The 12,089-nt window shown below is 40.5% G+C and carries 12 protein-coding genes; 9 read left to right on the top strand and 3 right to left on the bottom strand.

Features of this window, described 5'->3' with window-relative positions:
* Window positions 1–1,431, top strand: a complete 1,431-nt coding sequence (sthA, locus tag RF53_RS16845; protein ID WP_010557785.1) for a Si-specific NAD(P)(+) transhydrogenase — start codon at window positions 1–3, stop codon at window positions 1,429–1,431.
* A gap of 73 nt (window positions 1,432–1,504) precedes the next feature.
* On the opposite strand, the gene hemE is transcribed toward sthA, so the two are convergent.
* The gene (gene hemE / locus RF53_RS16840; RefSeq protein WP_008126752.1) at window positions 1,505–2,569 is read right to left on the bottom strand and encodes a uroporphyrinogen decarboxylase; all 1,065 of its coding nucleotides are present in this window, start codon (window positions 2,567–2,569) and stop codon (window positions 1,505–1,507) included.
* Between the two features lie 523 nt (window positions 2,570–3,092).
* Between hemE and RF53_RS16835 the strand changes: the two genes are divergently transcribed.
* A complete protein-coding gene (locus RF53_RS16835) occupies window positions 3,093–3,563 on the top strand; it encodes an Rsd/AlgQ family anti-sigma factor (RefSeq protein WP_006793746.1) in 471 nt (156 codons plus the stop codon).
* Window positions 3,564–3,634: 71 nt separating this feature from the next.
* Here the strand turns inward: RF53_RS16835 and fkpA are convergent, their stop codons facing one another.
* Window positions 3,635–4,381 (bottom strand): FKBP-type peptidyl-prolyl cis-trans isomerase, encoded by a 747-nt coding sequence (fkpA, locus tag RF53_RS16830; protein ID WP_008126756.1) that lies wholly within the window; start codon window positions 4,379–4,381, stop codon window positions 3,635–3,637.
* A 216-nt stretch (window positions 4,382–4,597) separates the two neighbouring features.
* Here fkpA and RF53_RS16825 point away from each other — a divergent pair, with 216 nt between their 5' ends.
* Together RF53_RS16825 and RF53_RS16820 are read left to right on the top strand one after the other, a co-directional pair.
* Window positions 4,598–5,596: a WD40 repeat domain-containing protein gene (locus tag RF53_RS16825; protein WP_039038349.1), complete on the top strand. Its 999-nt coding sequence runs from the start codon at window positions 4,598–4,600 to the stop codon at window positions 5,594–5,596.
* Window positions 5,583–5,798, top strand: coding sequence for a SlyX family protein (locus RF53_RS16820; RefSeq protein ID WP_006793743.1), 216 nt, complete (start codon window positions 5,583–5,585; stop codon window positions 5,796–5,798). Before RF53_RS16825 ends, RF53_RS16820 begins: the two co-directional genes overlap by 14 nt.
* Before the next feature lie 30 nt (window positions 5,799–5,828).
* Here RF53_RS16820 and RF53_RS16815 read toward each other — a convergent pair whose 3' ends face one another.
* Window positions 5,829–6,032, bottom strand: coding sequence for a YheV family putative zinc ribbon protein (locus RF53_RS16815; protein WP_010557786.1), 204 nt, complete (start codon window positions 6,030–6,032; stop codon window positions 5,829–5,831).
* Between the two features lie 132 nt (window positions 6,033–6,164).
* Between RF53_RS16815 and RF53_RS16810 the strand changes: the two genes are divergently transcribed.
* The 5 genes from RF53_RS16810 (at window position 6,165) to RF53_RS16790 (ending at window position 11,708) form a co-directional block, all read left to right on the top strand.
* Window positions 6,165–8,087, top strand: a complete 1,923-nt coding sequence (locus RF53_RS16810) for an ATP-binding cassette domain-containing protein (protein WP_039038348.1) — start codon at window positions 6,165–6,167, stop codon at window positions 8,085–8,087.
* The gene (locus RF53_RS16805; RefSeq protein ID WP_039038347.1) at window positions 8,071–8,493 is read left to right on the top strand and encodes a TIGR02444 family protein; all 423 of its coding nucleotides are present in this window, start codon (window positions 8,071–8,073) and stop codon (window positions 8,491–8,493) included. The genes RF53_RS16810 and RF53_RS16805 overlap by 17 nt, the downstream gene beginning before the upstream one ends.
* Before the next feature lie 710 nt (window positions 8,494–9,203).
* Window positions 9,204–10,193, top strand: coding sequence for a hydrolase (locus RF53_RS16800; protein WP_039038346.1), 990 nt, complete (start codon window positions 9,204–9,206; stop codon window positions 10,191–10,193).
* Window positions 10,193–10,447: a YheU family protein gene (locus RF53_RS16795; RefSeq protein ID WP_006793737.1), complete on the top strand. Its 255-nt coding sequence runs from the start codon at window positions 10,193–10,195 to the stop codon at window positions 10,445–10,447. The genes RF53_RS16800 and RF53_RS16795 overlap by 1 nt, the downstream gene beginning before the upstream one ends.
* A 64-nt stretch (window positions 10,448–10,511) precedes the next feature.
* Window positions 10,512–11,708 carry a dipeptidase gene (locus RF53_RS16790; RefSeq protein ID WP_039038345.1) on the top strand — a complete coding sequence of 399 codons (1,197 nt, stop codon included), beginning with the start codon at window positions 10,512–10,514 and terminating at the stop codon, window positions 11,706–11,708.
* Window positions 11,709–12,089 lie beyond the last annotated feature (381 nt).

Below are 12,089 nucleotides of genomic sequence, written 5' to 3'. Positions count from 1 at the left end.
GTGGCCAAACAACCAGAACAGAAAAAAGCACCCGTAAGTTTCCAATATGACGCAATAATTATTGGTACGGGCCCTGGCGGTGAAGGCACCGCCATGAACCTTTCGAAAAACAACAAAAAAGTAGCGGTTATAGAGCGCCAAGAAACAGTCGGCGGCGGTTGTGTACATTGGGGAACAATCCCTTCTAAGGCATTGCGTCACTCGGTTAGCCGCTACATTGAATACAAAGCCAACCCGTTGTTTAATATTGGTGAACGCCCGAGTCGTTTAACATTTCCTGATATTTTACGTCACGCAAGTTCGGTTATTTCTAAGCAGTCTAATTTACGTAGCAGCTTTTACGATCGTAATCGTATTCATATGTTTCAAGGTGATGCGAGCTTTGTTGATAAACACACGGTTGAAGTAAAACGTCTTGACGGTTCAACCGAGCGTATTACTGCAAAAACAATTGTTATTGCTACGGGCTCTCGCCCTTACCGCCCACCTGAAGTTGATTTTAGCCATTCTCGTATTTACGAGAGCGATACTATTTTAGGCCTTGAGCACGACCCTCAGCGCGTACTTATATACGGCGCAGGGGTTATTGGCTGTGAGTATGCTTCTATTTTTAAAGGTTTAGGCGCTAAAGTTGATTTAGTGAATACTCGCGACCGTTTACTTGCCTTTATGGATGCTGAAATATCTGATGCACTTAGCTACCACTTTTGGAATAGCGGCATTGTTATTCGTCATAACGAAGAGTTTGACCGTGTAGAAACGCGCGACGATTGCGTTGTTATGCATTTAAAATCGGGCAAGCGTGTGAAAGCTGACTGTATTTTATTTGCGAATGGCCGCACAGGTAACACTGACACACTAAACCTTGAAGCCATTGGCTTAAAAGCCGACGGCCGTGGGCAAATAAAAGTAAACGAAACCTACCAAACTGAGGTTGAAAACGTTTATGCGGTAGGCGATGTAATTGGCTACCCAAGCCTAGCTAGTGCTGCGTTTGACCAAGGCCGTATTGCAGCTGATGCAATAGCCTGTGGTAACTGTGATGATAAGTTAATTATTGATATTCCAGCGGGTATTTATACCATTCCAGAAATGAGTTCAGTGGGCAAAACAGAGCAAGAACTAACCGCTGCTAAAGTACCTTACGAAGTAGGCCGCGCTCAGTTTAAACATCTTGCACGCGCGCAGATTGCAGGTACTGAAGTAGGTAGTTTAAAAATATTATTTCACACCGAAACCAAAGAAGTACTTGGGGTACATTGCTTTGGCGAACGTGCCTCTGAAATTGTTCACATTGGCCAAGCCATTATGGAGCAAAAAAATGGTGGCAATAATATCGACTACTTCGTAAATACCACATTTAACTACCCAACCATGGCAGAAGCCTATCGGGTTGCAGCATTAAATGGTTTAAATCGCTTGTTTAAGTAAGCACTTTAAAGCGTATAAACAAAAAGCCCGCTGTTAAGCGGGCTTTTTAGTATTAATGCATAAAACACATTAATTATTTGTGATACTGGCCGCTAAGCTCGTGCACAGCATTAATAAATACACCGGCATTTTCTGGGTCAACATCTGGCGTAATACCGTGACCTAAGTTAAACACATGGCCATTGCCTGTACCAAAGTCTTCTAAAATAGTGCCTACTTCTTGGCGTATACGATCTGGCGTACCATGTAGCATTGACGGGTCCATGTTACCTTGCAAGGCCACTTTATCGCCTACACGGCGTTTAGCATCGCCAATATTAATGGTCCAATCTAGACCTACTGCATCACAACCTGTGGCTGCAATGGCTTCTATCCACTGGCCACCATTTTTAGTAAATAACGTTACTGGCACCTTGCGGCCATCGTACTCACGAATCAGGCCATCAACAATTTTGTGCATGTATTGCAGTGAAAACTCGTTGTAGTCGCGCGGGCTTAATACACCGCCCCACGAATCAAATACCATTAACGACTGCGCGCCGGCTTTTACTTGTGCGTTTAAGTAGTCGATTACTGAATCAGCAAGTTTATCTAACAGTAAATGCAGTGTTTGCGGCTCTGCAAACGCCATTTTTTTAATTTTACCAAATACTTTGCTGCTCCCGCCTTCAACCATGTATGTAGCAAGTGTCCATGGTGAACCAGAAAAACCAATAAGTGGTACTTCGCCTTTAAGTTCACGGCGGATAGTACTTACTGCATTCATTACATAACCAAGCTCGTCAGTTGGATCGAGCTTAGGTATTTTTTTAACATCTGCAAGCGACGAAATAGGACGTTCAAACTTAGGGCCTTCACCCGTTTCGAAGTACAAACCTAAACCCATTGCATCAGGAATCGTTAAAATATCGCTGAACAAAATGGCCGCGTCTAATGGGTAACGACGCAGTGGCTGAAGTGTTACCTCACAAGCAAGCTCAGCATTACGGCACAGGCTCATAAAATCGCCCGCTTGCGCACGTGTAGCACGGTACTCTGGTAAATAACGTCCAGCTTGACGCATCATCCATACAGGCGTTACATCAACGGGTTGTTTTGCAAGTGCACGTAAATAACGGTCGTTTTTTAATTCGCTCATGGCGTAAATGATCCTAATACTTATAGAAATTGTGCAAGATTGTACCACCATATTCATCGCCTCTCTATTTCTTAAAGACGAAAACACCTTTACATAGAAGTAGAACAATAATATTGATGGTTTTAATCCATTTTGATTATAAATTAGGCAAAAAACACTAACATTTAAAACTTTTTGTTAATATGTTTGCAACATAACAAAAACTTTGGTATTGTCTTTCCCGCGTTAACAAAAACAATAATAAATTATTAAAACAATAAAAATAAAAAGTTTTAAATAATAACAATAAAAATCATTTAATAAAAATAAGAAAGCTTGTTATAACAAGCCACTTGAAGAAATTAGACCACCTTAACCGGTGGTTTTTTCTTGCCTGCAATAAAATGTTTAGCCTTTCAATAAATAATTCTTCTGCACTTTTACAACATCTGCATTACTTGTTGATATACACGCAAATTAAATATATCTTGATGTACATAAAAACGAATGTAACTAAAAACCAACCCAGCTTAGGAGAACAGTTATGCTGACGCGTGTAGAAAAAGCTCAACAGAAATGGGGTGGTAGCCATACAGTAATCGATAACTGGCTTAATGAACGCCAAGAACTTATTGTACTGTATTGCAAGATTGCAGGGTTTGCGCCTTATGATAAAAAAGATCACGCGCTACCAGAGCCTGAACAAATACAGTCTTTTTGCCAACTCCTTATGGATTACCTCTCTGCAGGGCATTTTGAAGTGTACGATGATATTGCTAAAGCCTGTGAAAAAAAGGGCTTAGAGAGCCAAAAGCTTGCAAACTCAATTTATCCGCGTATTTCAGGCACCACCGATGTCGCACTTGATTTTAATGACAAGTACGCTGAAGTAAATAAAGAAGACTTATTAGAAGGGTTTGATAACGACCTTTCAGTTATTGGTGAGTCATTAGAGCTTCGTTTTGAGCTTGAAGATGAACTGATTGATAACCTGTTTTCTAATCATACTGATTAAATTAAGATTTAATTAAGTTACACGAATTAAAAAAGGGACCCTAAGGTCCCTTTTTACGTTTTAAGCTTGGATTATTCTGCAGGTGCTTCTGCATTTTGAATTTCTAGTAATTCAACTTCAAAAACAAGTGTTGAATTAGCTGGAATTTTACCAAGGTCACGATCGCCGTAAGCAAGCTCTGAAGGAATAGTAAACTTGTACTTAGACCCTACAGGCATAAGTTGTAAACCTTCCGTCCAACCAGCAATTACGCGATTAAGTGGGAACGTAGTTGGTTCGTTACGTGCGTATGAGCTATCAAACTCAGTGCCGTCTAATAAAGTACCTTTGTAATGTACTTTAACAACGTCTGTTGCTGCTGGCTTTTCGCCTTCGCCTTCGCTTAATACTTCGTATTGTAGGCCAGACTCAGTTACTGTTACGCCTTCTTTTTTAGCGTTATCAGCTAGGTATTGAACACCTGCCGCTTTGCTTTTTTCAGACTCAACTTTTGCTTTTTCTTCTTGCTTAGTGCGTACTGAGGTATCTAAAGCGGTTAACACTTCACGAATTTTTTCTTCGTCAATTTTTGCATTGCCAGCAAGTGCATCCTCAAAACCACGAATTAATAACGCTTGGTCTAGCTCAATGCCAATTTCAGATTTGTCTGCTAGGTCTTTATTTAAAAAATTACCTACAGAAGCACCAATACCGTATGCTTGTTGTTGCTCTACAGTGTCTAATGTTACTTCAGCTTGCTCTTTTTTTGCTTCTTGATTACAAGCTGTAAGCGCTAAAACCGACGCTGCAATCAATGACAATCTAATCGTCTTTTTCATTTTAAATCTCCGACATACTTTGCAGTTGTCATTTATTGTAATATTACTAGTTAAAGATTAACGCCCTACATGGTAGGCTGTTTGTTTAATAACTAAAGTCTGTATTGTTAGCTAAACTTAGAAATATATATCCAGTGATTAGACAAACAACCTAGGCATTTAACGCACCTAGTCTAACCTCTCAGTCACTAAGAGTTAAGAGGAAATACCTGTAAGATGTCGATATTTCGTACTTTTTTAATCGTTTTTAGCTGTTTTTTAGCCATTGCCTGTACCGATAAAAAAAATCAATCGGTAGAAAGCTTTGAGCACACCGCACAAGGTGCATTTTCGTCAGCTCTCTCTCACGATGGAAAGTACAGTTTAATCTCTTCTATCAACCATGGGGTCGCGCTGTGGGATAATCAACAGCAGGTTTTAAAATACCAATGGTTTCAGCAGCAATCACAAGACAACTTAGTTTACAGCCTTGCTATTGCCTTTGATAACAGCGTGGCGGTTACCGCAGAAAAAACAACTTTCGCAGTGTGGGATATCAGCACTGGCGAAAACAAAGGCTATTACAAAATACAAAAAGCCACGATTCGAGATATTGCCATTAGTAACCAAGGCCGCAGTGTTTTATACGGCCGCAGCGACGGCGTGGTTGTATTTTTAAACCTTGAAACTGGACGTCGCATTGAGTTTTTAGGCCACCAAGACAAAGTAAACACCGTTGATTTATCGCCTAATGGACGCTACGCCTTAAGCGGCTCTAACGACTATGTTGCCTATTTTTGGGATACCAATACAGGCCAAGTTATTCATCGCTTTAGCCACCCAACTCGTGTTACTCAAGTAACCCTTGATCCACAAGGTCGCTTTGCATTTACCGCCGACAGTATGGCACAAGCACATGTATGGAAACTGACTACAGGTGATCTTGTGAGTAAACTGGCGTATATTGCGCGTCAGAAAATTTTTACCGCCGTGCGCTTTAACGAGCAAGGCACATTGCTGGCAACGGGTTCGCCTAATAAGCGAGTTGATTTATGGCAAATATCAAGCGGTGAAAAAATTCAAACGTGGCAAGTTACGCCGCGAGAAGGCAGTAAACCAAAATCGGCCGTTGTGCTTGATGTGGCATTTATAGATAACGATAAGTCGTTGTTAACCGAAAGCTCCAGCGGTATCGCAGAGCGATTTATTATACGAGACACTAATGAACACAATTGAACACCGCGTAATGGAACTTGAAGCCAAAGTAGCTTTTCAAGATGAAACGATTGAAATCTTAAACGATGAGATCAAAGTGCACCAGCAAATGCTAGCTAAAATGAAACGCCAAACAGAGCTGCTGGCAGAAAAAATTAAAGAAGCGCAAACCTCGCCTTCTATGATGTCTAATATGCCAGAGCCGCCGCCTCCGCATTACTAAAAGGTGTGTACTTAGGCAATAAAAACCGGGTTAGTCGCCCGGTTTAAACACACCAATGACTTGCTCAAATTGGCGAGTAGATGCCTGAACAGCGTTCTCTGGTTGTGACATTTTATGCCCACACTCAACACACTCTACTTTTTCAACATCATGTTCTCTGTAAAGCATCATTGTATCCATGGCTTTGCAGTCAGGGCACGATGCACCAGCAATAAATCGCTTCTTTTGTCTCACAACATTTTTCCTGTGGTTTGAACTACAACTATTTTATCGTATAACATCACTTGTTGATACGCTTGATAAGCGCATTAAGTTCTATGGTATGATAGCGCCAACTTAACAAGGGTACAGTAAAGTAACGCATTCATGATCCAAATATCAGAAATAGAACTCCTTCGTGGCGGAACAGCCTTATTAAAAAATGCATCAGCTACGTTATTTCCAGAGCACAAAGTAGGCCTTGTGGGCGCCAATGGCTGTGGAAAATCAACCTTATTTGGTTTACTAAAATCTGAATTGCAACTTGATGCTGGTAATTGCAGTATTCCTAAAGATTGGTCTATTGCCTCGGTTAAACAAGAAACCCCAGCCCTCGAAATAAGCGCGATTGATTATGTATTACAAGGACACCCTGAATACTACGCGCTGCGTATTGCGCTGAGAGAAGCAGAACAAAATAACGATGGCGATACCCAAGCCAAAGTGCATATTCAGCTAGAAAACATGAAAGGCTACAGCATTGAATCGCAAGCTGGCGAGCTGTTGCATGGGTTAGGATTTGCTAATAACCAAATAGAAAACCCTGTTAGTGCGTTTTCGGGGGGGTGGCGCATGCGTTTAAACCTTGCCCAAGCACTTATTCGAAACGCTGATTTACTATTGCTCGATGAGCCGACAAACCACCTTGATTTAGATGCCGTATATTGGCTTGAGCGCTTTTTGCGTGCCTACACAGGCACATTGGTACTTATATCGCACGACCGTGAGTTTTTAGATGCCGTGGTTGATCAAATTTGGCACATAGATAAACAACTTATCAATGTATACAAAGGTAACTACTCGCAGTTCGAACGCCAAAAAGCAGAGCGTTTATTACAACAGCAAGCCATGTTCGAAAAACAGCAAGAGCAAATTGCCCACCTAGAACAGTTTATTACTCGCTTTAAAGCAAAAGCCAGTAAAGCTAAACAGGCGCAAAGCCGTGTTAAAGCTCTTGAACGTATGGAAAAGCTTGCCCCTGCACATGCTGACTCACCATTTAATTTTGAGTTTGCAGAGCCATTAGCGCTACCAAACCCACTCATGACGCTCGACAAAGCTCAAGCCGGGTATGGCGACGTAACTATTTTAAATAGTATTAAGCTGAACTTAGTACCTGGCAGCCGTATTGCACTGCTTGGTAGAAATGGCGCAGGTAAATCCACATTAATTAAATTACTTGCCGGCGACTTAAAACCACAAGCAGGGGATGTATTTCAGCACCAAGGCCTTAATATTGGCTACTTTGCACAGCACCAGCTTGAATCCCTTGACTTAAAAGCCAGCGCAATTACGCATTTACAACGTTTAAACCCAAAAGCTACTGAACAATCACTACGTGACTTTTTAGGCGGCTTTGCCTTTATTGGCGATAAAGCGCTTGAGCCTGTAGCGCCGTTTTCGGGTGGTGAAAAAGCCCGTTTAGTGCTGGCTATGCTGGTATATCAAAAACCAAATTTACTGCTACTCGATGAGCCAACCAACCACCTTGACTTAGAAATGCGCCATGCTCTTGTTATGGCTCTGCAAGGATTTGAAGGCGCTATGGTTACCGTATCGCATGACCGCCACATGCTGAAAAATACCGCCGATGAGTTTTACCTTGTAGACAGCGGCGAAGTAACCCAATTTGGCTACGAACTTGACGATTATTACCAATGGCTTCTTAATGCGAATAAAGCGGCTACTAAATCGGAGCAAGCCGATGAGCCAAAAGCAAACTCAGGGGTTAATAGAAAAGAGCAAAAGCGCCTAGAGGCTGAATTTAGAAAAGCCATTCAACCGCTTAAAAAGCAAATTGAGAAACTTGAAAAGCAGCTCGACAAACACGCCGCAGAGCTCAGCGAAGTGGAAGTTGCACTTGGCGATAACGAACTCTATAACGATGACAACAAAGCCCAGTTAAAAGAGTTAATTGCTAAGCAAGCCACGCTTACGCCTAAACTTAACGATATTGAAGAAGAGTTACTTATGGCGCTTGAAGAAATGGAAGAAAAAGAACAGGCCTTTGCCGATGAACTTGCTCAATAAAGACGACTTTTGGCAGTTTGCGTGCACCTTGTACGCAAAACCTGGGCAACAAAATTTCTTGCTGGCATTACAGAACCAACAGGATAAAAATGTAAATTTATGCTTATTACTTTATTATTTAGATTCGTTAAATTTGAGCATTAATACTGCGCAATTAAGTCACTTACAAAAAGTGGTTAGTGAGTTTGACACTCTGGCATTACAACCTCTGCGCGCCACACGCAGCTATTTAAAAGCTAACCAGAATACAATAAGTGATTACGCCACAATACGCGCAGAGTTACTAAGCACTGAGCTGAAACTTGAAAAACAACAGCAACATATGTTGATTGAAGCAGTAAATGAGTTTGAATTAGTCAAACATACAGAGCCAAACAATATTGAGCTATATGTGAAAGCCACCTAAGCTATGAGTTTTTATACCCTATTTCACTGCTCATTTTCTTCTCTTTGTGCAAAAGGTCTTTAAATGATTTATTCACAAAGAGATTAGGAGACGCTTCGCTTTTGAGGAAAACAAACTAAATTACTTAAATATAATTATTGAGCGGTTGTTTGGCTCAGTAGTTTATTACCCTGCCCTCATTTACTTCTCTTTTTTCTCTTTGTTCAAAAGATATTTAAGCCAATAAATCACAAAGAGGTCTAGAGGCGCTTTGCTTTTGGAGAAAATAGCTCCTGCTTAAGATTTCACTATCTAATACCTTTAACCTGACCCCCTTCTCTCTTCAAGTTCCGCTCAAAATATGATCCAAATCAACTTCTAGTTTGCTGCTAGGTAACTATAGGAAATAGCTTGATCTGGATCATATATGTCAATACAACCCCGGACTATGATTAACCCATAAACATCAGGAGGCAATTATGGACGTATTCTTTAGAGATTTTTTTAGCGACCCAGTGTTATTTTTATCATTTGGCTTTTTAGGCGTCGTTATTAGTTTATGCCTATTTTTTGTGTATTTTTTCATGAAAAAAGTACACGACGCTGATCTGAAAGAACAACATTAAAAAATTAAGCACGACGCACAAAGCGCCTAATTAGTTATTAATTAGGCGCTTTTTATTCTTTTTGATACACTAACGCTTCGTTTTTGCAAAGTGTGTAGTATAAACATGACTCATAAGTTTAAACCCGCATGGTGGATGACAAATCGTCACGTTCAAACCATAATGCCGCGTTTTTTCCGCCCTTTTCATAATACTCGCTACGAATTAGAACAGCTTGATACACCCGACGGTGATTTTATTGAGCTTGCATGGTCACTTCCGCATAACGAAAACGCTCCACTCGCCATTGTATTGCATGGCCTTGAAGGCAATATTAATAGCTTTTATGCCAAAGGCATGATGAAAGCGCTAAAAAAGCAAGGGTATGCCGTTGTACTCATGCACTTTAGAAACTGCTCAACAGAGGTAAACCGTCTTCCCCGTGCGTACCACAGTGGTGACACAGACGACTTAGCCTTTTTTATTAATCACTTAAAACTACAATTTCCAAACAGGCCTTTATTTGCGGTTGGCTTTTCGTTAGGTGGTAATGTATTAGCAAAATATTTAGGTGAGCAAGCCCAGCGATGCCCATTAAATGCAGCAGCCGTTATATCAGCACCGTATGATTTATCATCATCAAGTGATGTAATACGCAAAAGCTTGGGTAAAATTTATCAAAAGTATTTGCTCGATCGTATGAAAAAATCGATGCAGCGCAAGTTGCCTCAAATTAAGCAGCAAATACCCATTACAACTGATGAATTAATGGACATTAATGATTTATTAGAATTTGATAATCATATAACAGCCCCTTTGCATGGCTTTGAGAATGCACATGATTATTATCGTCAAGCCAGTGCTATGCCCTACTTAAAACATATTGCTGTACCTACCTTAATCATTCATGCGAAAGACGACCCAATGCTGTCGATTAAAGCAGTGCCTAGCAAGCAAGATGTGAGTGAAGATGTTACCCTGTGCGTCTCTGAAAAAGGTGGGCACGTTGGATTTATTAGCGGTAGTAATCCGTTTAAACCCATTTTTTGGTTAGAAAAAGCCGTACCTAGCTATTTTGGCCAACACATAATAAACAAAACGAGTAACAAGCAGTAATGATTATCCCTTTTGAACAACTTGATAAAGACACACTATACAATTTAATAGAAAGCTATGTACTGCGTGAAGGCACTGATTATGGCGAGCAAGAGTTCAGTATTGGAAGTAAAGTTGCGCAGGTAAATCAACAATTAAAAAGCGGCGAAGCCATGGTGTTTTTTTCAGAGCTGCACGAATCGGTCACTATCATCTCAAAGAGTGAATTTAAAGCACTGCAAAGTGAAGAGCACCAACAAGCGTCGTATGATTAGAGTGTAATACTTGTAACTTTTTAGCTGAGCGTACACAATGGCTTTTTACCCAAAGAGCCAAAACATGATAAAACTCAGCACTCTAGTGGTAGCCGTATCACTAGCTTTAACAAACCAAGCCTTTGCAGAGCAACCTGTTAGCGCGTCAGACAAAGCGGTTAAACTTGCCAAAGACACTATTTTAATCGACACCCACATTGATGTACCTTACCGTATTCACGATACGTGGGCTGATGTAACTAAAGCGACTCAGGATGGCGATTTTGATTACCCTCGCGCAGTAAAAGGTGGCTTAAACGCGCCATTTATGTCGATATATATTCCTGCCCATTTAGAGTTTGAAGGTAAAGGCAAAAGCTATCAATTAGCAAACCAGTTAATTGATGGGATGGAAGCGATTGCACAACGTGCGCCCGCTAAATTTGCAATGGCAAGCTCTACAAGCGACATAGAACAACAATTTAAAAATGGCAAATTGTCTATTGCTATGGGAATGGAAAACGGCTCCCCTATTGAAGGTGACTTAAAAAACCTTCAGCACTTTTTTGACCGTGGCGTACGTTATATCACCCTTGCTCACTCACAAAGTAATCATATTTCTGACTCATCTTACGATATTCGCCGTAAATGGAAAGGCTTAAGCCCCTTTGGTAAAGAGCTGGTCACTGCAATGAATAATATGGGCATGTTAATAGATGTATCGCATATTTCTGATGATGCGTTTTATCAGGTAATGGAATTGTCTAAAACTCCTGTTATTGCCTCACATTCATCGCTTCGTAAATACACTCCGGGTTTTGAGCGTAATATGAATGACGATATGCTATTAGCCCTTAAAAAGAACGGTGGTGTGATTCAAATTAACTTTGGTTCAAGCTTTGTTACAGCAAAAGCAGGTGCATGGGGTAAGCAACTAAAAAGTACAAAAGAGTCTGCTAAAGAACAAGGCACTAAGTTAAGTAATGATTTTGATGCGGCTTATCGTGCTAAAAATCCGTACCCTTTTGCCAGCCTTGAACAAGTGCTTGATCATATTGATCACGTTGTAGAGTTGATTGGCATTGATTATGTTGGCATTGGCTCTGATTACGACGGTGTTGGCGATTCGTTACCGATTGGCTTGAAGGATGTATCTAGTTATCCAAACTTAGTACAAGGCCTTATGGATAGAGGCTACAGCGATGGCGACATAAAAAAAATACTAAGTGGCAATACACTAAGAGTATGGAAGCAAGCTGAAGCATATGCCAAAAAACACTAAGCTGTGAAATTTGTCAGTTGTCAGTTGTCAGTTGTCAGTTGTCAGTTGTCAGTTGTCAGTTGTCAAAAAGTTTAATTAATAGCACGGCTTAAAGTCGTGCTTTTTTATGTGTTAAGTATAATTTAACACCAAGCTACTAATAGCTGAAAACGAAACACTTTTCTTTAGGCATTAAAAAAGGCCACCTAAGTGACCTTTTTCTAACAATTAACTAAAACGTTAATTATTACTCATTGAGCGTTGCTACGAAGCACCTACGCCTAAGGTAAGAGCGCCACCTTCGCATGACGTAAATTGCAGGCATTAAAAAACCCGAGACTAAGCTCGGGTTTTTTTTAGTATTAATTAACTTAAACGTTAATTATTACTCTACGATAGTTG

This window comes from Pseudoalteromonas sp. ECSMB14103 (assembly GCF_000813065.1).
Lineage (GTDB): Bacteria > Pseudomonadota > Gammaproteobacteria > Enterobacterales > Alteromonadaceae > Pseudoalteromonas > Pseudoalteromonas marina.
This window is presented reverse-complemented; position numbering and strand designations above follow the sequence as displayed.

What these genes read in the sequence shown, in the direction of transcription:
- RF53_RS16820 (WP_006793743.1), top strand. Translation starts at nt 5,583, where the DNA reads ATGAACACAATTGAACACCGCGTAATGGAACTTGAAGCCAAAGTAGCT.
- RF53_RS16800 (WP_039038346.1), top strand. Translation starts at nt 9,204, where the DNA reads ATGACTCATAAGTTTAAACCCGCATGGTGGATGACAAATCGTCACGTT.
- RF53_RS16810 (WP_039038348.1), top strand. Translation starts at nt 6,165, where the DNA reads ATGATCCAAATATCAGAAATAGAACTCCTTCGTGGCGGAACAGCCTTA.
- RF53_RS16805 (WP_039038347.1), top strand. Translation starts at nt 8,071, where the DNA reads ATGAACTTGCTCAATAAAGACGACTTTTGGCAGTTTGCGTGCACCTTG.
- fkpA (WP_008126756.1), bottom strand. Translation starts at nt 4,381, where the DNA reads ATGAAAAAGACGATTAGATTGTCATTGATTGCAGCGTCGGTTTTAGCG.
- RF53_RS16790 (WP_039038345.1), top strand. Translation starts at nt 10,512, where the DNA reads ATGATAAAACTCAGCACTCTAGTGGTAGCCGTATCACTAGCTTTAACA.
- hemE (WP_008126752.1), bottom strand. Translation starts at nt 2,569, where the DNA reads ATGAGCGAATTAAAAAACGACCGTTATTTACGTGCACTTGCAAAACAA.
- RF53_RS16835 (WP_006793746.1), top strand. Translation starts at nt 3,093, where the DNA reads ATGCTGACGCGTGTAGAAAAAGCTCAACAGAAATGGGGTGGTAGCCAT.
- RF53_RS16825 (WP_039038349.1), top strand. Translation starts at nt 4,598, where the DNA reads ATGTCGATATTTCGTACTTTTTTAATCGTTTTTAGCTGTTTTTTAGCC.
- RF53_RS16795 (WP_006793737.1), top strand. Translation starts at nt 10,193, where the DNA reads ATGATTATCCCTTTTGAACAACTTGATAAAGACACACTATACAATTTA.